The organism is bacterium (assembly GCA_021372535.1).
Taxonomy (GTDB): Bacteria; Latescibacterota; Latescibacteria; order Latescibacterales; family Latescibacteraceae; genus JAFGMP01.
The window spans coordinates 1-26,947 of the sequence record JAJFUH010000184.1 but is presented as its reverse complement, the minus strand read 5'-3'; the positions used below and the strand labels follow the sequence as shown (position 1 = coordinate 26,947).

The 26,947-nt window shown below is 50.2% G+C and carries 26 protein-coding genes; 14 read left to right on the top strand and 12 right to left on the bottom strand.

Annotated features, from left to right (window positions below):
* The first annotated feature begins 8 nt into the window (after nt 1-8).
* The 13 genes from LLG96_16570 to LLG96_16510 all read left to right on the top strand — a co-directional run bounded on the left by LLG96_16570 (nt 9) and on the right by LLG96_16510 (nt 13,753).
* Nucleotides 9-998, top strand: coding sequence for a MoxR family ATPase (locus tag LLG96_16570; protein ID MCE5251824.1), 990 nt, complete (start codon nt 9-11; stop codon nt 996-998).
* 3 nt (nt 999-1,001) lie between these two features.
* On the top strand, nt 1,002-1,880 hold the full coding sequence (locus LLG96_16565; protein MCE5251823.1) for a DUF58 domain-containing protein: 879 nt from the start codon (nt 1,002-1,004) through the stop codon (nt 1,878-1,880).
* Between the two features lie 95 nt (nt 1,881-1,975).
* Nucleotides 1,976-2,713 carry a hypothetical protein gene (locus LLG96_16560; protein ID MCE5251822.1) on the top strand — a complete coding sequence of 246 codons (738 nt, stop codon included), beginning with the start codon at nt 1,976-1,978 and terminating at the stop codon, nt 2,711-2,713.
* A 166-nt stretch (nt 2,714-2,879) separates the two neighbouring features.
* Nucleotides 2,880-3,809 (top strand): ABC transporter ATP-binding protein, encoded by a 930-nt coding sequence (locus LLG96_16555; protein ID MCE5251821.1) that lies wholly within the window; start codon nt 2,880-2,882, stop codon nt 3,807-3,809.
* A 14-nt stretch (nt 3,810-3,823) separates the two neighbouring features.
* Nucleotides 3,824-4,609: an ABC transporter permease gene (locus LLG96_16550; protein ID MCE5251820.1), complete on the top strand. Its 786-nt coding sequence runs from the start codon at nt 3,824-3,826 to the stop codon at nt 4,607-4,609.
* Entirely contained in the window at nt 4,609-6,048 is a 1,440-nt protein-coding gene (locus LLG96_16545; GenBank protein MCE5251819.1) for a GldG family protein, read from the top strand. The genes LLG96_16550 and LLG96_16545 overlap by 1 nt, the downstream gene beginning before the upstream one ends.
* Before the next feature lie 13 nt (nt 6,049-6,061).
* On the top strand, nt 6,062-7,447 hold the full coding sequence (locus tag LLG96_16540; GenBank protein ID MCE5251818.1) for a DUF4340 domain-containing protein: 1,386 nt from the start codon (nt 6,062-6,064) through the stop codon (nt 7,445-7,447).
* Between the two features lie 13 nt (nt 7,448-7,460).
* Nucleotides 7,461-8,468: a hypothetical protein gene (locus LLG96_16535; GenBank protein MCE5251817.1), complete on the top strand. Its 1,008-nt coding sequence runs from the start codon at nt 7,461-7,463 to the stop codon at nt 8,466-8,468.
* Between the two features lies 1 nt (nt 8,469).
* Nucleotides 8,470-9,447: a VWA domain-containing protein gene (locus LLG96_16530; GenBank protein MCE5251816.1), complete on the top strand. Its 978-nt coding sequence runs from the start codon at nt 8,470-8,472 to the stop codon at nt 9,445-9,447.
* 2 nt (nt 9,448-9,449) lie between these two features.
* A complete protein-coding gene (locus tag LLG96_16525; protein ID MCE5251815.1) occupies nt 9,450-10,490 on the top strand; it encodes a VWA domain-containing protein in 1,041 nt (346 codons plus the stop codon).
* Nucleotides 10,487-11,251, top strand: coding sequence for a tetratricopeptide repeat protein (locus tag LLG96_16520; GenBank protein ID MCE5251814.1), 765 nt, complete (start codon nt 10,487-10,489; stop codon nt 11,249-11,251). The genes LLG96_16525 and LLG96_16520 overlap by 4 nt, the downstream gene beginning before the upstream one ends.
* Entirely contained in the window at nt 11,241-12,983 is a 1,743-nt protein-coding gene (locus LLG96_16515; GenBank protein ID MCE5251813.1) for a BatD family protein, read from the top strand. Before LLG96_16520 ends, LLG96_16515 begins: the two co-directional genes overlap by 11 nt.
* Complete coding sequence (locus LLG96_16510) at nt 12,980-13,753, top strand: tetratricopeptide repeat protein (GenBank protein MCE5251812.1); 774 nt, start codon at nt 12,980-12,982, stop codon at nt 13,751-13,753. The genes LLG96_16515 and LLG96_16510 overlap by 4 nt, the downstream gene beginning before the upstream one ends.
* 263 nt (nt 13,754-14,016) lie before the next feature.
* On the opposite strand, the gene LLG96_16505 is transcribed toward LLG96_16510, so the two are convergent.
* The 12 genes from LLG96_16505 to LLG96_16450 form a co-directional block, all read right to left on the bottom strand.
* Nucleotides 14,017-14,811, bottom strand: a complete 795-nt coding sequence (locus LLG96_16505; protein MCE5251811.1) for a hypothetical protein — start codon at nt 14,809-14,811, stop codon at nt 14,017-14,019.
* Between the two features lie 14 nt (nt 14,812-14,825).
* The gene (locus tag LLG96_16500; protein ID MCE5251810.1) at nt 14,826-15,392 is read right to left on the bottom strand and encodes a zf-HC2 domain-containing protein; all 567 of its coding nucleotides are present in this window, start codon (nt 15,390-15,392) and stop codon (nt 14,826-14,828) included.
* Nucleotides 15,382-15,966 carry an RNA polymerase sigma factor gene (locus tag LLG96_16495; GenBank protein ID MCE5251809.1) on the bottom strand — a complete coding sequence of 195 codons (585 nt, stop codon included), beginning with the start codon at nt 15,964-15,966 and terminating at the stop codon, nt 15,382-15,384. Before LLG96_16495 ends, LLG96_16500 begins: the two co-directional genes overlap by 11 nt.
* Nucleotides 15,967-16,191: 225 nt before the next feature.
* Nucleotides 16,192-17,715 (bottom strand): HD domain-containing protein, encoded by a 1,524-nt coding sequence (locus LLG96_16490; GenBank protein MCE5251808.1) that lies wholly within the window; start codon nt 17,713-17,715, stop codon nt 16,192-16,194.
* A 48-nt stretch (nt 17,716-17,763) separates the two neighbouring features.
* Complete coding sequence (locus LLG96_16485) at nt 17,764-19,305, bottom strand: YifB family Mg chelatase-like AAA ATPase (protein ID MCE5251807.1); 1,542 nt, start codon at nt 19,303-19,305, stop codon at nt 17,764-17,766.
* A gap of 5 nt (nt 19,306-19,310) precedes the next feature.
* A complete protein-coding gene (locus LLG96_16480; protein ID MCE5251806.1) occupies nt 19,311-19,748 on the bottom strand; it encodes a hypothetical protein in 438 nt (145 codons plus the stop codon).
* An 89-nt stretch (nt 19,749-19,837) separates the two neighbouring features.
* Nucleotides 19,838-20,953, bottom strand: a complete 1,116-nt coding sequence (locus LLG96_16475; GenBank protein MCE5251805.1) for a KamA family radical SAM protein — start codon at nt 20,951-20,953, stop codon at nt 19,838-19,840.
* Nucleotides 20,954-21,248: 295 nt separating this feature from the next.
* Nucleotides 21,249-22,337, bottom strand: a complete 1,089-nt coding sequence (gene speY / locus LLG96_16470; protein ID MCE5251804.1) for a deoxyhypusine synthase — start codon at nt 22,335-22,337, stop codon at nt 21,249-21,251.
* Nucleotides 22,334-23,206, bottom strand: coding sequence for an agmatinase (gene speB, locus LLG96_16465; GenBank protein MCE5251803.1), 873 nt, complete (start codon nt 23,204-23,206; stop codon nt 22,334-22,336). Before speB ends, speY begins: the two co-directional genes overlap by 4 nt.
* Before the next feature lie 14 nt (nt 23,207-23,220).
* Nucleotides 23,221-23,769, bottom strand: coding sequence for an arginine decarboxylase, pyruvoyl-dependent (locus LLG96_16460; GenBank protein MCE5251802.1), 549 nt, complete (start codon nt 23,767-23,769; stop codon nt 23,221-23,223).
* A gap of 279 nt (nt 23,770-24,048) precedes the next feature.
* Entirely contained in the window at nt 24,049-25,068 is a 1,020-nt protein-coding gene (gene aroF / locus LLG96_16455; protein ID MCE5251801.1) for a 3-deoxy-7-phosphoheptulonate synthase, read from the bottom strand.
* A 95-nt stretch (nt 25,069-25,163) separates the two neighbouring features.
* Nucleotides 25,164-26,087 carry a radical SAM protein gene (locus LLG96_16450; protein MCE5251800.1) on the bottom strand — a complete coding sequence of 308 codons (924 nt, stop codon included), beginning with the start codon at nt 26,085-26,087 and terminating at the stop codon, nt 25,164-25,166.
* A 141-nt stretch (nt 26,088-26,228) separates the two neighbouring features.
* On the opposite strand from LLG96_16450, the gene tsaB reads away from it, so the two are divergent.
* A complete protein-coding gene (gene tsaB / locus LLG96_16445) occupies nt 26,229-26,936 on the top strand; it encodes a tRNA (adenosine(37)-N6)-threonylcarbamoyltransferase complex dimerization subunit type 1 TsaB (GenBank protein MCE5251799.1) in 708 nt (235 codons plus the stop codon).
* Nucleotides 26,937-26,947: the final 11 nt, after the last annotated feature.

The following is a 26,947-nucleotide window of genomic DNA, read 5'->3' as shown; positions in this document are numbered from 1 at the left end:
GGACTCTGGTGCAGCAGGATATTATCAGCCTTAATGAAAAAATAGCCGCCGAAAGCGGCCAGGTCAGATCGCTCATCCATGAGGTCGGAAAAGTGATCGTCGGCCAGCAGAACATGGTGGAACGGCTGCTGATCGGACTTTTTACCGGTGGCCACATTTTGCTCGAGGGTGTCCCGGGTCTTGCGAAAACGCTGACGGTGAGCACGCTCGCGGCTTCGATACATGCCAATTTCCGGCGGATTCAGTTCACACCCGATCTTTTACCCGCCGATCTGGTGGGCACGCTCATCTTCAATCAGAAAACCGGCGAATTTATCCCTAAAAAAGGCCCGGTCTTCACCAATATCGTGCTTGCCGATGAAATAAACCGCGCCCCGGCAAAAGTACAGAGCGCCCTTCTCGAGTCGATGCAGGAACATCAGGTTACTATCGGCGACCATACCTATCCTCTTCCCGATCCGTTCCTCGTTCTCGCAACGCAGAATCCCATCGAGCAGGAAGGAACCTATCCGCTGCCCGAAGCTCAGGTGGACCGGTTCATGTTCAAGGTGCTCGTTGGGTATCCGTCCAAGGAAGAGGAGTTTCAGATTCTCGAATTGAACGCCTTCACTCCCAAAACCGAGGTCGGGCAGGTCATCAGTCTCGATCAGATACGGCATATTCGCGAGGTGATCAAAACCATCTATGTGGATGAAAAAGTAAAGCGTTACATTCTCGATATCGTCTTTGCGACGAGGAATCCGTCGGAAGCAGGCCTCAAAGAGCTTGCCACGCTTATCGATTACGGTGCATCCCCGAGGGCTTCCATATTTCTTGCGATTGCCGCGAAAGCCCATGCTTTCCTTCGCGGACGCGGTTATGTTATACCCGAGGACATCAAGGTCATTGGCCCGGATGTCATGCGCCACCGGATCATCCTGACCTACGAGGCCGAGGCTGAGCAAACCGGCACCGATGATATCATCAGGAAAGTCTTCGAGCATGTAAAGGTGCCATAATCCATGCTGCCGGAAGAAATTGCAAAAAAAGTCAAGGGGATAGAGCTTCGGACAAAACGTCTTGTCAACGATGTTTTCAGCGGGGAATACCATTCGGTCTTCAAGGGAACCGGTATTGAATTCGCCGAAGTTCGCGAATACGGTATCGGGGACGATATCCGTCTTATCGACTGGAATGTGACCGCCAGAACGGGACACCCCTATATCAGGACGTATAATGAAGAACGCGAGCTGACCGTTATACTCGTAGTGGATGTTTCCGGCAGCGGGCTGTTCGGAAGCAGGGGGTCCTCAAAGGAGGAGCTCGCCGCCGAGGTGTCGGCGGTTCTTGCCTTCAGCGCCATAAAAAACAACGACCGTGTCGGGCTCATCATGTTCACCGACAGGATAGAGCTTTATATTCCGCCGAAAAAAGGCGTCAAACATGTCCTCCGGGTTATCCGTGAGATACTCTATTTCAAACCCGAAGGTACAGGGACGAGCATCACAGCGGCGGTGGAACATGTGAACCGCATCCTGAAGCGAAAATCGATCGTATTCGTGATCTCGGATTTCCTCGACAGGGGATTCGAGTCGGCCATGAACGTTGCATCCCGGAAACACGACCTCATTGCTGTCACAATTACGGATGAGCGGGAGGAAATCATGAGCGATTCCGGGGTGGTCGCTTTCGAAGATGCGGAAACGGGGCGCATTCGCCTGATTGATACGTCTTCCCGGGCTCTCAGAAAGAATTACTGGCTCGCCGTACAGAAAAGGCAGAACGGCCTTATCGATTTTTTCAAGCGGGCGGGCATTGACAGGATCGACCTGAGAACCGGAAAAAGCTATGACGAGGAACTGATACGGTTTTTCAGAAAACGGATGCGGCAGTACCGTTAATAAAAAACCGTCCGATTATAAGCGTTGTGATATTTATTCCGGCCGACTTTTTCAGACCGGGATAATAATAAAGGAATACACAGGACCCGACAGTCATGAAAATGGAAACCGTTCTCACTGTTTCGCAGTCAAAGCGGCTTATTGCCCGCGGTGTCAAACGTCACCCGGCAGTCAAGACCGCGCTGAACAACGGAATCATCGGCATCTGCCGCGGCACAACCTGTTCTTACGTGGCCGAGGAATTTCTCGGGCATGAAGTTGAGAAGTTTGCCTATACAACGGGACTGACCCTGCCGCCGAAACCGTTTCCGGGTATTGTGAAATCCGAAACAATCATGCACGATGTATTGATCCGTCACGGAGAAATCCACCAGTCAGGCGAAACCGTCATCGAAGCGGCAAAAAACATGAAACCGGGCGATGTCATAATAAAAGGCGCCAACGCTCTTAACTATAAAAAGAATATCGCAGGCTGTCTCATCGGTCATCCAGTTGGCGGCACTGTCGGCGGATTCTGGGGGCCGCTTTACGGTATGAAAATCCGTCTGGTCATTCCGGTCGGCCTTGAAAAGGAGATATCATCTGATATTGTCGAAGTCTCTTCGCTCTGCATGGAGGAAAATCCCGGCAGTTCCCTCATGCCCATGACAGGCATCATTATCACGGAGATAGAAGCGATTAAGCTGCTGACCGGAGCGGAAGCTTTCCAGATCGCGGCAGGAGGCATTCGCGGCGCCGAGGGCTCGGTAAGGCTCCTTATCCATGGCAGCTCCGATGAAATTAAGGCTGCCAGATCGCTGTTCGACGAAATCCGTGAGGAACCGCCGTACTGACGATTACAGGTGATGGTAAGGGAGTGATCGGTCACGGCGACTGTATAAACAGTCCGATATGGTACGGAAAGAGTTGTATCCGGATTTGTCTGATGAAAATCCTCATAATCTGAAAGATTAAATTATCTGAAAATAGACTCCGTTTGAGAGGTAAAGGAGGATTACATTGATTGAAGTTGAAAATCTGACCAAATACTACGGGACAAAAATTGCTCTCGACAAGGTATCTTTCACGGTCAGAAAAGGCGAGGTGCTCGGTTTTCTCGGACCGAACGGTGCCGGCAAATCCACCGCTATGAAAATTATAACGTGCTATCTATCTCCGACAGAAGGCACGGTAAAAGTGGATGGCCTTGATGTGTTCGAAGATTCGCTCGAGGTCAGGAAACGCATAGGCTATCTTCCTGAAACACCCCCTCTTTACCTGGACATGAGTGTCAAAAACTACCTTGAATTCTGTGCAAAAATCAAGGGAGTATCCCTGAAAGCGCTCCGGAAGAGTGTCGATTCCGCTGTCGAGAGATGCGGATTGACTGAATATTATAACAGCCAGTGCAAAGCCCTTTCAAAGGGCTACCGGCAGAGGGTCGGGCTTGCACAGGCGATTGTCCATAATCCGCATGTACTCATTCTTGATGAACCGACTATCGGACTCGACCCGATACAGATTGTCGAAATCCGAAATCTCATCAAGAGCTTCGGAGGAGACCATACGGTCGTGCTGTCGACCCATATCCTTCCGGAAGTCGATATGACCTGCGAACGGGTGATTATCATCAATGACGGTGTCGTGGTAGCTGAGGATACAACGAAAAACCTCCGGGCAAATATCCCTCAGAAAGAACAGCTCTATGTTGAAGTCGGCGGAAAATCCCATCAGCTTCGGGCACAGCTCGAAAAAATAAAGGGCGTAAGCAGCGTTAAAGAGGAATTGAGCCCGAATGATACGGTCAAGTATACGATCGACCTTGAAGAAGGCGCCAATATCCGCGCCGAAATCGCAAAAACAGTGATTAATGAGAATCTCGACCTTTTGCAGCTCAAAGACATGTCAATGAGTCTCGAAGATATTTTTATCAGGGTTACGATGAACTGAATGGAGATGCCGTAATGCGAAACGCTCTTGCAGTATATACGAGGGAAATAAAAAGTTATTTCGTCTCGCCTATTTTTTACGTTATCGCCACTGTTTTCATGCTCGTCGTCGGTAATGTTTTCAAGGATAATTTTTTCAATTTTTCCACCGAGACCATGCAGCTCCTCCGGCGTGTGAGCAATTACGGCGGCGAGATTCCTATGAGAAACATCAACATGGTGGCAACAAACGTGTTCACTTTCATGAATTTTCTCTTTCTCCTCATCGTTCCCCTTCTGACGATGCGGCTGTATGCGGAAGAGAAAAAAACCGGCACCATGGAACTGCTGATGACCTCGCCGATAACAACGGCTCAGGTTCTGATCGGTAAATTCCTTTCATGCCTGACCATATACGTTCTGATGATGCTCCTGACCCTTGCCTTCATGATTATCATGATGATTCAGTCAAATGGCAAGCTCGACTGGGGACCGGTCCTCAGCTCCTACCTCGGGTCGCTTCTCCTGGGCTGCGCAATAATATCCATCGGTATGTTTTTCAGCTCGCTGACCGAAAATCAGATCGTTGCTGCCACGGTTTCGATCAGTTTTTTCATGGGCCTCTGGCTTCTGGTGTTTTCCGCGCGGTTTCTGGCCCCGCCGTTTAACGAACTGGTCAGGTATCTGTCTCTTTCGGAACATCTCGATTCGTTCGTCCAGGGGTTCATCGGTATAAAACACATTGCATACTACCTCTCGATGACCATCTTCTGGTTATTTCTGACCGGAATCAACGTTGAATCAGCACGATGGAGGCAATAATGCAAGGGAAAAGAACCAATGTTACAAAAGTAGCGCTCGAAAAACTCTTGAAACACGGACTCAGTCCGATTATTTTCGCCGTCGCACTCGCTCTCGGTCTTATCGCGGTCAATTATGTCATCGCGATAAAAACCCCGTATTTCGATGTCACAAAAAACAAGACTAATACCCTGTCGAAGCAGACGCAGAAATTTCTCAGCGAAATCAATTTCGACGTGTCCATAAAGGCTTTCTATACGAGCACCAGCCAGCGAAGGATCGGCGACATCCTTGACAAATACACCGCCGCCAGCAGCCATATCAAGGTTGAGCTCATAGACCCGCTCAAAAATCCCCTCGTTGCCGAGAAATACGATGTAAAGTTCCCGCAGACAATCATTTTTGAAGGGAAAAACAATATCACCAGGATCAACCCCCCGACAGTCAGGTACCAGCAGCACGGGGAGCGTGAGATCACCCTTGCCCTTTTCCGGCTCATGAACAATGAAAACAAAACCATCTATTTCTCGACAGGTCACGGGGAATTGAACATTTCGAATACCGAATACAATGGTCTCAGCACCATTAAAAAACGGCTCGAAGAACAGAATTATCTGATCGAAACCATAAATCTCCTCGAAGCAGAAAAAGTCCCCGATAACTGCACCCTGCTGATTATTCCGGGACCCACCGTTCCTTTTATCGAGGAAGAAGAACTCAAAATCAAACGATATGTCGATAATGAGGGCAGCATTCTTCTCATGGTCGCCCCGGGAGTTGAGACAAAGCTCGACCGTTTCGTGGCTTCTTACGGATTACTGTACGGCAACGACTTCATTTACGAAACATCGAAGAAACTGACAACCGATGCCGGCGGTCCCATCTATCCACTCTGCGAGGCAAAAGACAAGAGCGATGTCACCGCCCCGCTTGAAAACCAGACTTTCATGTTCCCGTATGTCAGAAGTATCAATACCATCGTGAAGCTGAAAGGTATCAATTATATCGACCTTATTGCTTCGAGCTCCGACAGCTGGGCAGAAACCGACATGGAATATGTCAGAAGAATGAAAATCGGCCAGAAACCTGTCAGGGATGAAAACGAAAGGAAAGGCCCGCTCACTGTGGTCGTGGCCACCGAACGTGAGTTCGATCTTCCCGATTCCCTCGCCACAAGGAATGCCAATACGTTCCAGGTCCGGTCGGCTTTTACCGGTAACGCCGCTTTTATCTCGAATGAGGTGCTGGGTGGATTCCCATCGAACCTTACTCTGTTCCTCAATCTTGTAAACTGGATGACTCGCAACGAAAAAGTAATCGAAATCACCCCTCACGCTCCCGTTTTTACACCTGTCGAGCTCCGGCCCGGAGAAAGAAGTATGCTGAACTGGCTCACTCTTGTTATATTTCCCGGAGCACTTCTCTCGATTGGATTGTATATATGGTATCGCAGACGTTGAATGGAGAACAAACATGAAACTGGTAAAAGCTCTTATTACTCTCATTATTGTTGTCGGATTGGGCATTTTCGTTTACTTCTATGTATACAAGGCTGAAGAAACCAGGAAAGTTCAAGAGGTTCAGGAACGCCGGCTCATCCGTTTCGATATGGACAAGATCAAAAAATTCACTCTCGCACGGCCTGAATCTTCCATCGTTTTTGAACGGAGCATCGGAAGGCTGTGGGATATTACCGCTCCTATCAAATCCGAGGCGGACGGCAAGCCTCTTTTCACCCTTTTCAGCTCGCTGAACCAGAGTGATATTCTCTACAATGTCGAAGATAAACCAAAAGACCTCAAGCCCTATGGCCTAGCCGCTCCTTCGTACTTCATGGCCATGGAGTACGATTCCGGCGATCCCGATACCCTCTATATCGGTAACGATACTCCAGACGGCACCATGACCTATGTCCGTTTCGCATCCGAAAAACGCGTTCTTGCGGTAACGAACCAGCTCACGGAAATACTGAAGCGTCCTGTCATTAAATTCCGGTCCCGAACGATTCTCAATATTCTTGCTGATGACATTACAGGCTTGGAAATAATGAGAGTTATTGACGGAAAAGAAGACAAGGTTCAGGTTGCTCATAACGGCGTAATGTGGGCAATGATCTATCCGTGGAATCTGCCCGCAGACCAGACAAACATGGAAGAGATAACCAAGAAGATTGCCGATTCATACAAAAAATCACTTGAAGAAGAACAGACGGGCGATTTATCCAAATACGGCCTCGATAAACCCTCGGTAGTATTGAACGTCACCTTGAAGTATGGCATGCCTGATAAAATGCTCCTCATCGGGAAACAGCTTACCGAAAAAGGCAAGCGGCATCTCTGGTATGCCAAGCGATTTGACAATGATCTCATCTTTACCGTGGAGAACAGCCTTCTTACGCTGCTCAACCGTCAGAGAACATGGTTCATCGAAAAACAGCCCATGAAATTCAACCGTAACGTTGTCGATAAAATCGTACTGGTTACGGCGGGTAACCCGATCACATTCATGAAGGATGCCCAGAGCAATTGGAGCGTCGTCTCGCCGGTCGACAAAAACATACAGCAGGAAACGATCAACGGTATCTTTGCAATCTCCCGTTTCATGCTGGTCAATGATATCTACACATTCGAACCGACACAGGAAGAATATGTAAAAACAGGGATCGATAAGCCGACATCGACTCTTTCCTTCTATCAGGGTGACGAGTTGATTGTCGAGGCCAGGTATGGTAAAACCTTTACGACCGATAATCCCAATACATACGTGCAAACAAGCTTATCTCCCATTATCTATATAACGAATTCAACAGTCAATGCCAGTATAAACCAGGCATTGGACGATGTTTTCGGAAATAAATAAATAAATAATGTAAATGAAACTGCATATACTGTACATTTATCTTTTCCTTTTATATTTTTCCGGAGGGGAGCAGGTTTCCGGTGCTCCCCTTACGGATACTGTATCCGTTGAAATTTCTCCATCAACCGCACAGATTACCATTGGCGATTCTCTTACAGTCTTCTGCGCCGTGACCGTCCCCGATGGCATTCAGGCGGGTGATCCTGTGCCCGCCGGCGATAAGCAGTTCGTCGACATCTCTCCGCAGTGGCATTCAACCGGGCTGTCCGCTCCGGGAAAACACCTCGAATATTACGGTTTTCTCATGTATGTATTTGCGCCCGACACGCTACGGGTCGGCCCTTTCACGGTGGACTATATAGAGTCTGACGGAACTCCGGGAAAAGCGGAATCGAACGTTCTCACCCTTATCGTCAAAGGAGTGGTGACGGTTCCGGATGCAGCGCCCAAACCCAACAGGGGGCCTTTCAGCATCGCATCGAAAGGAATGCCGCTCTGGCTTAAAATAATTCTGGTTGCAGTTGCTGCAGCCCTCATAGCGATTATTATCCGCCTGTTCCGCCGCAGAAAACGGGAAACTCCGATCGAAGTATGGAAACCAATCGACGAAATCGGAGAATTCGAGCATATCCGGTCGATGCATCTCCTCGAATCCGGGCAGATAAAGGAACTCTATTTCCTCACTTCCATGGCAATACGGGGATTCATTCACCGGAACATGGGATTTGAAGCACTCTACAGCACGACGGATGAGATTGTAATGCGGTTTGCCCGTAATTCCCATGAAGCTTCGGTTACCTCTGCATTCCGTGAAATTCTCGAAGAATCCGATATGGTCAAGTTCGCAAAGTACATCCCGCCGGTCGATAAATCCGCAACTCTCATCGACCGCGCTCTCGTACCGGTCAGGAATATGCTCGACTCCATCGCCCGCGAACAGGAACGCCTGGAGGCTGAGCAGAAAGCCGCAACGCCGCAGACTCCCGCCAAAAGTCTTCCCGTCCACCAGGGAGGGAAGTGATATGATGAGGTTTGCCCAGCCTTTATGGCTATTTCTTCTCATCGTGCCGCTCTATACCCTTTTCTCGTACTTCAGGAAAAAAGGTCGCGGCGAAGCCACGATCCTGTTTTCGGATGTCGGTGTATTCGACACAATCGGCACAGGCGCCGGTACATTCAAGCGGCTTTTTTCCCTTTTTATTGCCCATGCGGCGCTGATCGTCCTCATTTTCGCCATGGCACGGCCACAGTCCGGAACGACATTCCATACGAGAACCGCCCGAGGGATCGATATAATCCTCGCCATGGATATCTCATCGAGCATGGCCGCGATGGACTTTGATCCGCTCACACGCTTCGAGGCGTCAAAGAAGGTGGTCAATGAATTCATCGAGAACCGAATGAGCGACCGTATCGGAATCGTGGTGTTTTCGGCGCAGAGTTTCACCCTGTGCCCGCTGACGCTTGATTATGATATGCTCCGGGAGTTTCTCGATCGGGCGTGGGAATCGCGGATCGAAGATGGCACTGCCATCGGCTCGGCCATTGCAACCTCGGTGAACAGGCTTCGGACCTCCGATGCAAAAAGTAAAATAATCATCCTCCTTACCGATGGCATGAACAACCGTGGAAATATCGACCCGCTCACTGCGGCGCGGCTTGCGGAAACGATGAAAATCAAAATATACGCTATCGGCGTGGGAACCGAGGGAAAGGCGCTCTTTAAAATGAACGGCCGTCCTTACTGGACAGAGACCCATATAGACGAGGAGTCGCTCAGGGAGGTTGCGAAAATCACCGGCGGAAAATATTACCGCGCCAAAAATGAGCGGGAGCTCCAGGGTATATACGCCGAAATCAACAAGCTGGAAACAACGAAGATCGATTACAAGGAATGGGTGGAATACGATGAACGGTATGCGGGTCTGCTGAAAGCGGGATTCATCCTGCTTCTGCTCTCGTTCCTCCTCGACAGAACCATACTCAGGAGGCTTCCCTGACCATGGTTTTTCATAATCCCGAAGCATTCTGGCTTTTGATCGCGCTGCCGGCGCTCCTTCTCCTCGGCGCCGTGTTCGCCATGAAAAGAAACCGTGACCGGCAGTATTTCGCGAGCCCTGATCTTTATGGGGCGCTCTCACGCTCATTGAGCGTAACGAAAAAAAGAATACGGTCTGCTGCGTTCATGTTCGGCCTGTTCTTTCTTGTAATCGCCTGTACCGAACCCCGGTTTGGAACAAAAACCGAAATAGTTCGTAGAATGGGAACAGATGTGGTTATCGCTTTTGACACATCTTTTTCAATGCTCGCAGAGGATATAAAACCGAATAGAATCAAGCAGGCCCGGTTTGAAATACGCCGCCTTATCGACAATCTCGAAGGCGACCGTGTGGCGCTCGTCGCGTTTGCCGGAAAAGCGTTTGTCCAGTGCCCCCTGACAGGCGATTACAGCGCCGCAAAAACCCTGCTCGAATATATGGATGTGGGTATAATACCCGAATCCGGGACAAATGTGGGCGAGGCAATCGATGCTTCCCTCAACCTCCTAAAAAAGGGTTCCGAGGCGGGAAGTGAAAGTCAGATCATCATCCTTTTCACCGATGGCGAGGATCTCGAGGGTACGGGAGAAACGGGCGCTAAAAAAGCCGAATCGGCCGGTGTCCGTATCTTCACTGTCGGTATCGGTACATCGGGCGGCGAGCTCATACCGATCCGTGATGACAACGGTCAGATAGAGGAGTACAAGAAAGACCGTAAAGGGGATGTCGTGAAGACGAGCCTTGACGAGACGCTGCTCCGAAAGATTGCAGCGACGACTCACGGCATATATCTGAGAAGCGCAAACGGCGATGTCGATGTCCAGGCGATTATCGACCAGCTCGGACACATGAAGAAATCGGATATTCACGAACGCAAAATATCGCGGCTGAAAGAGCGGTATCAGATACCTCTCGGATGCTCGGTCTTTTTCCTTCTGATCTGGCTCGCGCTCGGAGAACGGCGCCGGGGCGTGGACTTTACCCGATGGAGAAAAACATCATGAGAATACCGATATATACAGTGCTGGCGTGCATGCTTTTTTATCCCGGTAACGGTTCCGCCGATCCTGCTTCCACCGCCAACAAACGCGGTATCGAAGCCTATAACAGGAAGGATTACGAAAAGAGCCTCGGGTATTTTAACGATGCCCTCGTCGAGCGGCCCGATACACCGAAACTGAACTTCAATCGCGGTACCGCTCTTTCGGCCCTCAACAAACCGGAAGAGGCGGTCAACGAGTTCCTGTCCGCGGCCCGGAAACTCGGTAACTCCGGAGAAACAGCCGCTGCATACTTCAATGCGGGCAACACGCTCATGGCCGCGAATAATTTTGAAGGCGCCATCGGGGAATACAAGAATGCGGTGAAGCTTGACCCATCCTCTCCGGATATCCGGCATAACCTTGAACTTGCCGTCCGGAAGCTGAATCAGCAGAAAGAGGAGCAGAAAAAGGATAAACAGCAGCAGAATAACGAAAAGCAGCAGAACGAAGATAAGAACAAGCAGAAGGAACAGGATAAAAAAGAACAGGAAAAACAGCAGGATAAAAGCAAAGAACAGCAGAACAAGTCACAGAGTCCGCAAGACGGCGAAAAAAAGGATCAGCAACAGCAGCCGTCACAGCAGCAGGATAACCAGGTGATGCCCATGACACCGGAAGAGGCGAAGCGCCTTCTCGACGCAATCAATAACGACGAAAAAAGAGCCCTTTCACAACGGTACACGCAGATGAAAACAGGCATAAGGCAGGGCGATGACTGGTAATATAAAACAGTTGACAGCATTGTGGGCGCTGCTTTTCATGGTATGCGTTCAGGCCGTGTACGGTGCGGATATCAGGATCAGTTCGGTCGTGAGTCCCACAAAAGTATCTGTTAACGACCGTCTGCAGCTCACCGTTACCGTCGAAGGTTCCGACGCCCGGAAAACCGGAACACCCGTGTTTAAAAGCATGCCTGATTTTTCCATTGCTGGCCCGTCGGTCATGGACAGCTTCTCATGGGTGAACGGGGTGACTTCCTATACCAAGACATATACATATTCCCTCATACCGAAGAAAACCGGGACGTTCGAGGTCGGCGCGGTCGCCGTTAGCGACGGTTCCAACAACTACAGCGCTCCCGCGACCAGGGTGGAAGTTGTCGGTACCCGCGTCGAGGAAACTCCGGTTCCCGAACAGACGGACGAGAATATTTTCATACGGACAGAGGTTGACAAGACACAGCCGTATGTGGGTGAACAGGTCACTCTTACCTTCGAACTCTACAACCGCCTGACCCTGTGGGGGGACACCGAGTACGAACCTCCTGCCACAACCGGTTTCTGGGCGGTCGAGCTTCCAAAAATCCCGCCCGCGACCAAGGTTGCCGGTAACAGGATGTTTCAGTACAATGCCATAAAAACGGCCCTTTTCCCGACAACATCGGGAGAGCTCACAATCGGTCCCGCATCGCTTTCATACAGTACGGGAGGTTTTTTTTCCAGCCAGCGCTCACAGGTTCTCAAATCCAAACCGATCACCCTCCGGGTGAAACCGCTCCCGGAACAGGGCAAACCGGACACGTTCACCGGGGCGGTCGGCAACTATGAAATCTCCATCTCGGCGGACAAAACGACTGTCAAGGCCAACGATGTTGTCACTGTCACCGTCACCGTCGCCGGAAGGGGTAACCTGGACCTCGTATCCGCTATTACACCCCCCGACCTGTCATCGTTCAAATCGTACGATCCCAAGGTTTCCAACTCCATCTCAAATTCGGGTTTTATAATCGGAGGCGGGAAAACATGGGAATACATTCTCATGCCTAAATTTCAGGGAAACATCTCCATCGAGCCGTTCAGCCTCTCCTTTTTCGATCCCGAGGACCATTCATACCATACGGTATCGACACAGGCAATCGCCCTTAAAGTTACACCCGGCAATCCCGAGGCCGCAGGCGCCGTATCCGGCGGCGATCAGCGTAATTCCATCGACAACATTGCCCGGGATATACGGTATATAAAACCGGACAAGGTCATTCTGAACAATACAAGAAAACAGCTTTACACAAACATGGTATTCTACTGTATTTATTTTCTGCCTTTTACATTTTTTGTCGCTGCGCTTGTCCTTAAAAAACGGCGGGATACCATCGAACGCAATACGGGGCTGAAACGGAGGCTCAAATCCTGGAAAAAAGCCCAGAAGAAGCTCGAAGAAGCCTCGCATAAAATGAATAAAGGAGAGACGGCAGCCTATTACGGCGCCCTGAGCGAAAGTATAACCGATTATATCGGCGACTGTTTGAATATCGACACGGGCTCGTTGACCACAGCCGCCCTTAATGAAATTCTCAGAAAAAACGCGGTCGATCCGGACATGGCCGAGCACATCGGAAAAACACTCGAGCTCTGCGACTTTTTCAGGTTCTCATCATCCGGTTCCGGACATGAAATGCAGCAGAAACTGCTGGAAGATACCCGTACCATCCTCGCCAGGCTGAGAGAAGTCATATGAGAAAGCACCTTTTGATCGTTCCGCTGCTGGTACTGTTATGGGTAATTAAACCGGCGAATGTTCCGGCTCTCAATGAAATGGAATCCGCATCGAAATACAACGAAGCGGGCTCACTCTATCGCGGGGGAAAATTCAAAGAGGCTCTCGACCTGTACGAACAGCTCATTGGAGAAGGAATCGTCAATCCCGATCTGTATTATAATGCCTCGAACGCCGCATATCGAAACGGTGCCCTCGGCAAGGCAATTCTGTACCTCAGGCGTTCGCTCAAACTTGCGCCCTCGGACGAAGATGCTCTCACCAATCTGGCGTTTCTCAACAGTATCAAACAGGATAAGGAGCCGGCGAACGATAATCCTGTCGTGGCGTTCATTACCGGTCATTACAATACCATCAATATCAATACCGCGGCGCTCTGGTCGGGGATTTCGTTTTTATTGGCAATGGTTTTCGCCACAACGATGCTTTTCCTCGGGAAGCTGAAACGTTTGACACTGATTGTTGTAAGCGCCCTCTGCGGTCTTGTGTTTTTTGTTTCGACAGGTATCCTCGTCGAAAAAATACATGAGCGCGATACAAAAGTGGAAGCGGTTATTATGGTTGACAATGCGAATGCGTATTCCGGTCCGGGTACGGATAATACCCATATCTTTACCGTTCATGAGGGTACAACGGTCACCCTTGAGCGCAGTCAGGACGAATGGAACCTCGTCCGGCTCATGAGCGGCGCCGGGGGATGGATAAAGGCAGAAACTATGGAGAGGATTTAAGACGATATTTCATTTAAGGAACCATAGCATTAACAATGTACGATTTTAGTTTTACGATTTAAAGAGGCCTTCCGGACTTAAAATCGCAAACCGTTCTCAGTAAAATGAACTACCTCGCAGCAAGCTACGAGGTATCAATACCAAAATAATGATAAGGAATCGAAGCAAGCTTCGGGGAATTAAACCCCAAGCGATTAAACATTTTGCGACAGACCGTGTGATTCACAGAATGTATCCTGTCCGGAACTCACCGGTTGTCAACGTTATTTCTTCTGTTCGGCTTTCTGCTGTGACTCCTGTTCTTTAATGCTCTTTTCCAGAATTTCGATACGTTTCTTCATCTCTTCGAGCATCATCTTCTGCGTTTCCAGCGATTGTTCCTGTTGACCCTGTCTCCTGTATACGTTTACATCCGGATTCCGATCCTTCGGTTCATCGCTCTTTATCGAAGATGACTCGTCTCCGCCTCTCCTTCGCGATAAGCCGGAGAACAAATCCCGTTTGAGCTTATCGTTGAAAATGACGAGCTTTACATACTGACGTTCATTGAGAAAAGCCTTGGTTTTTTTATGAAAGGCATCGCGTTCGGCTCTTATCGATTCATCCAGTTGATCGAGTTTTGCAATACTTTCTTTCAGGCTCTTGACCGAAACTGATTCATCATCGACATCCTTGATGATCTGCTCGGCGAGTTCCCTGTGCTCGTTGAAGAACTTGTCGCGCGCATTGTTATGCTCGATAAAAACCGGAAAGAATTTTGCCGCCGTTGCCTCATCAAGCCCGAGATAATCAACGAGATTCCACATGATCATAAGTCGTGATTTGGATCCCTTGTCATCGGGATCGAAAGGCGGCATAGTCATCTCACGCTCTGCTGCGGGAATAACGGGCTGATCATAACCTCGTTCAGGCGGTCCGGGTAACTCATGATGTTCCAGTGTATAAACTTTTTTCCCGGAATTCTTTCTCCTGGCATCATTATCGGCCCTGAGTACGGAGGATGTTACGGTACACAGGAATAGAAATATTATAAATAAGACATTCAAAAAGCGTTTCATGACAGACTCTCCTTTTAATTTGACGCCAGCATCGAGGCTAACTCATTATCATCCAGATTATCAATTATATCCTCCGGCGTAACATCAAAATAGTGCGTCGAAATGTATGTTTCATACATATTCTGTGTTTCGGTTTCGGACTGTTCAGTTACCAGTTCGCTGAGTTCATATGCATCGAGATACCGTGAAGCGACATAATTCCTGTAATCCGCCAGCGAATCATCGAATACTGCCTTCGTGGCCACAGAACGGTTTGAAGAACCGGGAAGAAGGCTGTATACAGCTATCCCGACTGTAATAATCACCAGCGCGGCAAAAGCGTAAACTCGCCTGTACAGCATACGTTTCTCTCTGTATTTCCTGATTTTAACCTCGACCATGGTAAGAATTTCAGGAGAAAATTCAGGTTCTCTCCCCGGGAAAGCATACTGAACCAGGCGGAGCATATTAACCTGTTCGTCGTATTCACGGCGGCATTCTTCACAATGTTCCAGATGGGTCCGCACCTTTTTTTCAACATCGGGCGGCAAAGAACCGTCATCAAGAAACGGAAGATATTCTTTTACTTTATCACATTCCATAATCGTCTCCGAATTGTCTGAGTGATACCTGAAGCTTCTTGACAGCCTGAAAATATGATGCCTTTACGGCTCCCTCGGTTATTCCCATAACCGTGGCAATCTCGCTGAATTTGAGGTTGTTAAGCTGCTTGAGCGTAAATGCCGTTCGCTGCCTGATCGGTAATTTTCCCAATGCCTCCGTAACAGCCTGCATAATCTCCCTCCGCTCGTATTCAATATCGGGAACAGGATCGTTTGAGGGTAACTCCAGATCAACTTCCTCATTATTAAACGAAAGGAACGATACTATCTTTTTCCTCCGCAGAAAGCTTATGCATAAATTATACAGAATCCTGTACAACCATGTGTAGAGCAATGAGTCTTCGCGAAATCCATGAAGGTTGACATATGCTTTCATAAATACATCCTGAACAACGTCCATCGCGTCCTGTTCATTCTGAAGCAGAACTTTCGCTGCCTGCATGAGACGCGGATAATGAAACTTCATGATTGCCGCAAATGCCTGTTCATCGCCCGCCTTGAAACGTTTCACATAATCCGAATCAGAGGCGGGAAAATCCACAGTCTTTTTCATAACGCTTTCAGTGGCAGGCATTGTATCTTTCGAACGCATGAAATTCTTTCACGTTTACTGTTATATTGACGCATCGTGTTTATAAAAAGTTTAACGGCAGTTTCAAGAAATGCCAAAGCAGCAATCGTCTCCATGATAACATTCTGTTATCCTTAGCCTTATATAATTATCGCACCGCACGCGGCTTTCCCATCATCGATACGCATGAAAATAATCGTAAAGATGCTACATGTTTTTGGAAAAAGTATCCTTCTCGAGGACAATGATGAGAACCTTGACAAGCTCGGGATCGAACTGTTTTCCCGAAGAGCGCATGACCTCAAGAATCGCTTCCTTGAGTGTCATCTGACGTTTGTAGGTATTGGAGGACCTCATGACTGTGAACGATTCCGCAAGATTGATAACCCGGGCCAGAAGGGGAATGGATTCTCCCGATCTGCCATAGGGATAGCCGCTTCCATCCCATGATTCATGGTGGTAGAGTATACACGGCACAACCGATTTCCACATGATTATGGGTTCGAGCAGCTTGGCGCCCTTGATGGTGTGCTGCTTCAGGTATTCTTTTTCACGATCGGTGATATTCCGTTTATTGAGCAGCGTGCAGGGCATTTCGAGTTTTCCGATATCATGGAGAAGAGCGCCATAGTAGAGATCGTTCATATCGTTTTCGGAAAGGCTCAGCGCACTCCCGATCTTATGACAGAGTTCGGCCACTTTCCACGAGTGACCATCCGCAAACATGTCCTTTTTTTCTATTGCCTTTACAAGAATATTGGTTGTCTGGATGTAAAAGTTATGCTGGGATTCGATCTTTTTAATCGTGCCGATAACCTTGGCGGCGCGGTCGGTAATATCGATGAGAATACGGAGATCCTCGCTGGTGAGTGTACGGTTATCCTTGGTGTTGATAACCTCCAGAACACCGATGATTTCGTTGTCGAGGTTCATGGGCACCGCAAGAATCTGCCTCGTGATAAAACCAGATTCCTCGTCTATTTTACCGGTAAACCGCTCATCTTTTTCGGTATCGTTGACAATCTGAGGCTTTCCATACAGTGCCACCCACCCCGCAATCCCCTCTCCCATCGGGACGCTCATCGTTTCAAGGCGTTCTTCCTTTTCTCCCGTTGCAACGACAAACTCGAGGACATTCTCACGGTCATTTTTCATCATGATACTCGCTGCCTCGCAATTCATTGATTCTGCCGCAAGATCGGTCAGCCTCTTGAGTATCATCTTTGAATCGATGGAAACATCGAGCGAAGAACTTATCCTGAGAAGATCGTTCATTTCTTTGTTTTCACGTTCCAGCTTCGAGAGGATATCCGTCGTCATACCCATGGGAACTGAAACCTGATACTTTTTCGCATTTTCAAGAAGAATGGGGATTCGGTGGATAATTTCGGTTCTGTTGAGCGGTTTTCGGAAAAAGTCGGTCGCGCCGGACCGGATAGCCTTCAGCATATCCTCCTGTTTCGGGCTCAATATGACCACAGGGATAGTACGATTATCGCTGATACTGTCCTGAAGAAGAACAAAACCGGGATACCGGGGAAAATCGACCGCCGCAAGCACGAGCTTGACAGCGCCGGAGCCGAGCTCCTCTATTCCGCTCTCCTTATCCGTAACGGAAATGACGGTCAGACCCGTAGTGTCAAATACGGATTTGAAGAGTTCGATGGAATCGGGGTCACGGTCGAAGAGAAGAACATGTCCGCCGGATGTTTCACTATCGTGATTATTCATATGTATAGATAATTTTAAGAAAAACCTGTAATTACGCTTTGTACAATATTACTTCATCCATTGATTCCTGTCAAGTGTTCTATACTGTACGGCCTCAGAAACATGGTGTACTTTGATTTCTTCCTCGCCGTCCAGATCGGCGATTGTCCGTGAAACCTTGAGAATACGGTGATATGCCCGGGCAGAGAAACCGAATGAATCTATCGAGCGCCGGAGAATTTTCTCGCCTTCGCTGTCTACGGCGCAGTACTTTTTTATGCTCCGTGGCTCCAGGTGCGCGTTGGCGTGGACGCCCCGCAGGTGTTTGTAACGGTTTTTCTGAACCTCGCGCGCCCTGTTGATCCGGGACCGTATCGCTCCCGATGTCTCGATATGCTCGGAATCTTCTGCAAGATCACGATACCGGATCGCGGGTACATCGACATGAATATCGATACGGTCGAATATGGGGCCCGATACCCGTGCAAGATACCGCTGAATCTGGAACGGCGAACAGGTGCACTCGTGACGGGGATCGGTGAGGTATCCGCAGGGACAGGGATTCATCGCGACCACAAACATGAAAGAAGCCGGATATTTGACCGTATACTGCGCCCGAGAGACCGAAACCATGCCATCTTCGAGAGGCTGGCGAAGCGCTTCTATCGACTTCTTCCCGAGCTCCGGCATTTCGTCGATAAACAGGACTCCGTTATGCGCCATGCTCACCTCGCCGGGTCGCGGGTAGCTCCCGCCTCCGATAAGAGCAACCTCGGAGATGGTATGATGAGGGTCCCTGAACGGTCGCTCGACCACAAGCGGATTCCCGTCCTTCAGAATACCGGCGACCGAATGGATTTTGGTGGTTTCGAGCGCTTCATCGAGGGTCATGTCGGGAAGTATGCCGGGGATCCTCCGGGCAAGCATGGTTTTCCCCGAACCCGGCGGGCCGATCATCAGTATATTGTGGCTTCCGGCGGCGGCAACTTCGAGCGCCCGTTTGACATGGGCCTGACCTTTGACATCGGAAAAGTCAATATCGCTCCTGATGTCGGTCATGAGCGAGCCGATGGTCACCGGCTCATGCTGCCTGATGGTTGTCTGATCCAGAAAAAAATGAATGACCTCGCTCAGATGGCGGGCAGGAAAAACCCTCATACCCTCCACAAGCGCGGCCTCGATGGCATCCTCGGCAGGGACAATGATCCCCTTGAAGCCTTTATCACGGGCTTCCAGCGTGATCGGCAGAATACCGCGTACATGCCTCAATGCGCCGTCCAGCGATAATTCTCCCACAAGCACATACTGTTCGAGTGATCCGGGAGGTATCTTTCCGTCCGCCGTAAGAATACCCACTGCCATAGGCAGATCGAAAGCGGAACCCTCTTTCCGGATATCCGCCGGCGCAAGATTTATGGTAACCCGTCTCTGGGGAAATGAATAACCTGAATTTTTAATCGCGGAAGTAACCCGTTCCTTGCTTTCCTTGACCGCGCCCTCGGCAAGTCCGACAGTAGCAAACGACGGAAGTTTGTAGTCGAGGTCGGTTTCAACCTCGACTACGTAGCCATCCACACCGATTACGGCTGCCGAATGAACACGTGCAAACATACGAGTCACATCTCCTCGGAGGGATCATCGGTATCTTCCGGATCCGAATCACCGGGGTCGTCCGGTTCTCCGAACAATCCGGAGTCAGGCCAGTCGAATTCTTCGTCGAAATCGTATACCCTGAAAAAGTCTTCCTTTTTGTCTTCCTCGGTTTTGCTCATGAGCCTGATTTCGATGAGGAGATACACAATTTCTCCAAAATCCATCGTGCCGGTTATTCCCCAGTGATTGAGCACGGTTCTGGCAAGAAAACCATACTGTTCACGGGCATACCCGGCAATACCGCGGGAAAACTCCTGTCCGGTCAGGTGACGCCTCGCAGGTAGTTTTGATACCGTGTACTCGAGTGCGGCTAAAATGAAAAAAAACGCTTCCTTCCGATAACGCCCATCACTTTCGGCTTTTTCCGTTATCTTTCTGAGCATTTCAACATTCGATATCATACCTTGTCGTTTCCTTGTTACAGCATATTATACAGCCCGAAATATGTCATCACCATATCTTTCACCGATATTCCCTCGCGGAAGAACGATCACCCGGCAGGTTCTTCCTCAGCGCATGAATTCCCGCAATCATGGACGGTATCGCCATCGGCCGGATTATATTCCCGCCAGATTGCGCCCGAATAGCTCTCCATTACCAAATAATCGCCGTCACGGCCTCTCAGGTACTGCGGATTGAGCGGTATTTTACCATGCGGAGTATCGAGGACGTACTGCGGCACGGCAAATCCCGTTGTCCATCCTCTCAGACTCCTGATGATATCGAGCCCTCTCTCGATAGGGGTAACAAAGTGTTCCGTTCCCGCAAGTGTCTGCGCCTGATAGAGATAATACGGCCGGACACGTATCCTGACCAGCTTCTGTACAAGCTCCCGCATAACAGCGGCGGAATCGTTCACTCCGCGGAGGAGAACCGACTGATTGTTGATCGGGATACCCCTGGACAGCAGTGTCTCGACCGCCTGTATTGCCTCGGGTGTAATCTCTCGGGGATGATTGAACTGCGTGCTCACCCACACCGGATGATGACTCGCCAGCATGTCTGCAAAGTCCGGGGTCACCCGTTCGGGCCAGGTACACAGCGCACGGCTCCCGACACGGAGTAATTCCACATGCCCGATCGATGACAGCTCACCCATGAGATTGTCCAGCTCCCCGTCGCTGAACATGAGCGGATCGCCGCCGGTAAGGAGAACATCCCTGATCGTGCTGTCGCCACGCACATACCCGATAACCCTTTTGAGCCGCTCTCCCGTCAGGTCCGCCGAACTGTCGCGGGAAAACCGTTTCCGCAGGCAGTGACGGCAGTACATCGGACACCGGTTGGTCACCACCACTGCAATGCGGTCGGGATATACCCTGATAACTCCCGGAACGGGGGTATGTGTTTCTTCCGCAAGCGGGTCCTCATCGCCGTACCGCTTAAAGAGCTCCTCGGCCGAGGGAATCGCCTGCCGCCGTAACGGGCACCGGGCATCATCCGTGTCTATCAGTGAAGCATAATATGACGTCAGTCTCCACGGGTATTGATGTCCCACCCGCTCGATGAGAACGGCTTCCTCTTCCGATAAGGGTATATACTGTCTCAGGTGTGATATCGTTTCAATCATACCCTCATACCTCCACACCCGGGAATGCACATTCATACATTATGTATACGAAAATCTCGATTCCAGTGCAAGTGTTTTGCGTGTTATTCAATAAACCCGGATAATTAAATAAAACTCTCGTAATATCGTAAAGTTGCATAGAGTTGTACTCTATCGTTGATTTTATTATTCCTCCGATGATACTGCCATGACATCGGAGAGCGTCATGCCAGGCTGGCATCGGCATCTATTCATAGTTACGGATTTCATTATGTATCCAATGGAATTACTTGAGTGTTCGGCGGACTGAGATGCAACCTTAAGGTATACTGCCGGAAAATACAAAAAACCATTACTCTGACGGTTGTGCTGACCGTTTTTTGAAATCCCCGTACAATTCTTCGGTTATTCGCTCGAGCATACCATAGAGCCGTTTCTGAGGACGGTTCATTCCGGAATCAGCACAATATGCGGCAAGAATCGGAAGGTAAACGGTTGTATCGCCATAACAGACAACAGTATCGGGCAGCATTTCCGGGTTGATTTTTCCCCAGGATACAGCCTCGGAAGGAGTCGCGCCCGATAATCCGCCTGTGTCCGGGCGGGCATCGGTAAACTGTATGAAGAAATCGTGCCCGGAATCATCGAGCATGAGTATCTCCTGAATGTATGGCTCGGTCTGGAGAACGAAATTCTTGGGAGAACCACCGCCGAGCAGAAGAACGCCGGATGCGCCTCCGTTTTTCTTGGCATGATAAACGATGGCGGCAGTCTGGTTTACATCCCGAGCTACATCGAAATCGATATCGACACCCTCGAGAGCGACAGAAGCCATGTTCATACCGAGTGTCGAATCTCCGGGAGACGATGTAAAGAGAGGAATGTCGAGTTCAGCCGCTGTCATGAGCACCGATAGGTCACGGTTCCGGTGGTTGTCCTCGAGCAGTTTTTTCCCTAACAGGTAATGGAACTCAGCCGACCCGATCTTTCCTCTCGCTCCCAGGGAACGGCAGAAATCACGAACATACGCATCGGCCTCGAAAAGCACCTCGCTCTTGAACAGGATGTCATAGATTCTCACAATCCCGGCATCTCTGAGTTCACAGTCATTCAAGGACGGGCTGCCCATGTGGAGCGACTGGCCGAGCGCGAAATGAAGATCATGGTAAAGATTCGCCCCGGTCATGACCATCCAGTCCACGAGCCCGGCCTTCATAAGCGGAACGAGGCATGATGCGCCGAGACCCGCGGGAGTAAGCGCCCCGGCGGCCGATATACCGACTGTCACTCCATCGCCGGCGAATTTCTCAGTGAATACATGGCACGCCTCCCTGAGTCGGGCTGCGTTGTAGGCCAGAAATGTCCCGTCAACGAGCGCCTTTACTCCGCCGGTACTCTTTTCGGGCATCAATCGTCTGAAATTATCCAATGGTTCGTTCATGTCATCTTTCCCAGTACAAGAAGCAACTCCCTCAACACGGTGGCGGCAAGCGCACCGGAAATACCCGAATTATCGTAATCGGGAGCAAGCTCGACAATATCCGCCCCGACAAGGGGAAGACTATCAAAAATCTGCACCAGCTCGACAAATTCCCTGAAGAGTATTCCTCCCGGTTCCGGCGTACCCGTTCCGGGTAGTATCGAGGGATCGAAAACATCGAGGTCGAAAGTCACATAGACCGACCTGTTTTTGAGCTCCTCCGAAGCGAAAGCCCCGAATGCATCAACCGGCATTGTGGATGCTCCGCCGAAACAGTGCGGGTGGGCGCGAAGAAGCTGCCATTCATCACGGGTTCCCGAGCGGACCCCGATCACTGCGGTGTTTTCTTTCCCGATAAGGCCGGTAATCATGTTCATGACGGTTGCATGGCTGTACTTCACACCAAGATAATCCGTCCTGAGATCCGCGTGGGCATCGAGCTGAATTACAAAGAGATCGTCGCCGTAACGTTTGTGCATCTCCTGTACGAGCGGCCACGAAACCAGATGTTCGCCGCCGAGCGTCACAGGCTTTCCATGGTAACCGCTGAACCGTGCATATTCACCGCGAATGCTTTCGAGAGCCGCACCCGAATCGCCAAACGGCAGTTCGATATCGCCCGCATCGAAGATTCTGATTTCGGAAATATCGCGATCGAGATAGGGAGAGTAATCTTCCACTCCGAGCGTCGCGGATCGTACAGCCTCAGGCCCGAACCGGGCACCGGGACGGTTGGATACGGTGCCGTCCCATGGCAGCCCGAGGATTATGCAGTCGGCATCTTCAGGGGCCACCATCGGCTGAAAAAAAACACCTTTATCCCCTGTCATACAACACCCTGCCGTTAGATAAGAAACACCGCCATGGCGACCGCGGTTGTCCACAGACCACTCTTTCCGGATGCAGTCTGGGTAATATTACTCGTATGAACGATGAGCCCGGTTGCCTTGTACAGTTTCTCACGTTCCACCCATGCCTCGTCGGGATTGATCTCGATTCCGAGAGTCGTACCGAGCATCGAAGCAGCAAGGTCCTCTGCCATGTCACCGGTTTGACGGTGGGTGAGCCCGAACCCGTGAACTTCGCTCAGATAACCCCATTTTGAAGTCTCTTTGGGCTGGGCAATACCGATCGAGGCGGCAATACGCCTGTCATGTTCATCCGTATCGATACGCGCAATAACGGTAAACCGTATCGATCCGGGAGTCATTTTGGAGAGACCCTCTTCTTTTGAAATTATTTTACAGCCAGGGGGAAGAATCGAAGACACTGATACAAGGTTCTGGTTGGCAACGCCCGCATTCCTGAGGGCATCCTCGAAGGAGCTCAATCTGAATTTGTGAACGCCAACACCTCTGGTGAGAAAAACCTCCCTAGGGACAAAACTCCTCATTGTTAATCCCTCTCATATATAATCCCATGAAAATAGAGTGGTTTATACTACTTACGCACATTGAAATGACGGTAATACAACACAACAAATCATGGTTATCATGTCATGTATTTTCACCACGCCTGTATAATCTCAAAGATATTGAAGCAGACATTACAGTGTGTGGCTTTTATGAACAAGGGTTTTAAAATACATAATTCACCGGGTAAAAACAAGCTCAATATACCAGAGAAACTTACACAACGAGTTGATTTTTTTCCATGACGATACTGTTCTGTTTTATGCCCTTCCTATTTTTCTGTTTATAGAGACCGCGATGTTTTTAATCTCATCCATGAGCCGTGCAAATTTCTCCGGTTTCAGGGACTGGGGACCATCCGAAAGCGCTTCGAGCGGATTCTGGTGAACCTCGATGAGGAGACCGTCCGCACCGGTAGCGACCGCTGCCCGGGCCAACGGCACCACCGAATCCCACCGTCCACAGGCATGGCTCGGATCGACGATTATGGGAAGATGGGACAGTTCATGGATGATGGGAATCGCTGAAAGATCGAGCGTATTCCGTGTCTGCTCCTCGAAGGTTCTGATACCCCGCTCGCAGAGGATTACATTCCAGTTCCCCTCGCTGATAACATATTCCGCGGCCATAAGCAGCTCATTGATGGTTGCCGACAATCCCCGTTTGAGAAGCACGGGCTTCGGTTGTCTCCCCACCTTTCTCAGGAGCGAGAAATTATGCATGTTACGGGCGCCGACCTGTACGATATCGGTGTAGTCGCTCACAATCCCGACCATATCGGTATCCATGACTTCCGTCGCCACCGGAAGTCCCGTCCGCTCACGTGCTTCCGCGAGAATCTGAAGCCCTTTTTCACCGAGTCCCTGGAAAGCATAGGGGGAAGTCCGGGGCTTGAATGCTCCGCCCCTGAGCATGGTGGCTCCGGCCTCTTTGACAATTTCGGCGATCTCGAGGTATTTTTCCCTGCTCTCGACCGCGCAGGGTCCAGCTATTACGGGCAGCGTGGTTCCCCCGAATTCGTTCCTGCCGACCGTAATAACGGATTTTTCCTTGCTCTCTTTTGAAACGAGCTTGAATGGCTTGGTAACATGGATGACTTCCTTGACTCCCTCCATGACCTCTATCGGTGATGAATCCACGCGTGTTTTATTTCCGAGAACACAGATCGCAGCCCGCTGGACTCCCGGAACAGGCTGGGGAGTGAATCCCATGCTCCGTATGATTTCGCTGACCGCCCGAACCTGTTCCTCGGTAGCGTCATTTTTCATGACAACAAGCATTCCAATACCCTTTCATAATCTATTGTAATTAGTGCAAATATCCACATTAATATTAATAGCGGTTTTTATCATCTTCATCCTGCCATGCACGATAACTATGTCTGACAGTATTCCCAGAACTGTTTTCCGAAAAAATCGCTCTGTTTTATCTCGCCGGATTCATGAAGGCGCTTGAGAAGTTCTTCCGCTTCTCTATCGGAAATCCCGAGGGAGGCCGCAATATCACCAGTGCTTCCGGGACGTCTTTTAAGATATTCCCGGACACCGTCGATACCGGTGGACTCAGGATGCTGAGAGCTTCCCCTGAACGAAGCGATAATCTCCGCTCTGTCCCCGAAAAATTCCTGGATTTCTTCCATTCGCTCCGGCGAGAGGGGTTTCGCCGCCGTCTCCGCGGGAGGCCGCGCAACCGTGTTGAGCTGGATAGAATCGGGTGCGATTTTACGGACAGCTTCCATCAGCGCTTCGAGTTCATCCTGAGAATCGTTCATCCCTTCAATGAACATTATCTCGAGCCAAAGCTTACCCGTATACGCTTCACGAAACCGGATGAGACCGTCGATAATACGCTCCACACTGAGGTCGGGGTGAGGCCTGCACAGGGCTCTGAACGTTTTCTCCACCGCGCTGTCAAGGGAGGGCATGACAGCGTCCGCATCGAGAATATCCTCACGTACGTGCTCATCCCAGAGCAGGGTTCCGTTGGTTATCACGCATACAGGAATATCCGTTCTTTTCTTTATCCCCCGAATAATTTTGCCGATAGCGGAATTGAGGGTCGGTTCGCCGGAGCCGGAAAATGTTATCCAGTCCGTTATAAGCCCGTTGTCGAGGCGCCCGGTAATTTCTTCGAGTACCTTCTTTGCCGGAATATACTCGCTCCGCACCAGTGTCGTGTGCGGTGTTTTACCGACCTGACAGTATATGCAGGAAAGCGTGCATGTTTTCATAGGGACAATGTCCACACCGAGCGACAATCCGAGACGGCGGGAGGGAACCGGTCCATATAAACAGCTCACGGATTCTTCCTTTTTGTATTATGTTTGTGCCTGAAATGTATTTCTTATATAGTATAATCACTTCCGGCAGCCGTAATCAAGCCTCAAAAAACTTGACAGACCGCGTCGTGAGTCTTATGTTCAACCGTGAGGTAAAAAATCATGATCGCACTCGGAATAGAAACCGCGACCGAACGGCTGAGCGCAGCCCTCATCGTCGAAGGAAAACAGGCATTCGAACGTCACGAGGACTCCCGCTCTTCGCACTGCGAACTTGTTAACGGATTCATCACTGAACTGATCGGAGAGGCGGGCATTTCGCTTGCGGAAATCGACTTCGTCTCCGTATCCGTCGGGCCCGGCAGTTTCACCGGTCTCAGAATCGGCATTGCTACGGCGATGGGGCTTGCATACGGGCTCGGTATACCGACAGTGCCGGTCAGCACGCTTGCCGCACTTGCGTGGAAAGCCGACAAACCGGGAGCTCTCGTCTGCCCGCTCATCGATGCAAAGCGCTCCGAGGCTTACACGGCCTTGTACCGGAGTAATCCCGGGGAAACCCCGCAAACCGTGCGTGAGCCTTCGGCTGTACCTGTCAAAGAACTCGGTGACCTTCTCGCCGCATTGAATGAGCAGGTTACCATCACAGGGCCTGCCGCCAGTCTCTTCATAAACAGTTTTTCAGATGCCGGATTGACTTTTTCCGTTATCCCGTCTCAGGAAGCAAAACCCTCGGCGGTATCGGTGGCCGAGCTTGGGTTGCTGATTTTCCGTGCGGGCGGCGGCATCAATCCCGCCGCGCTTCAGCCCGTTTACATCAGGAGATCGGACGCCGAAATCGCCCGCAATACAAGCTGTGAACGGTCATAGGCGCTGCGCCT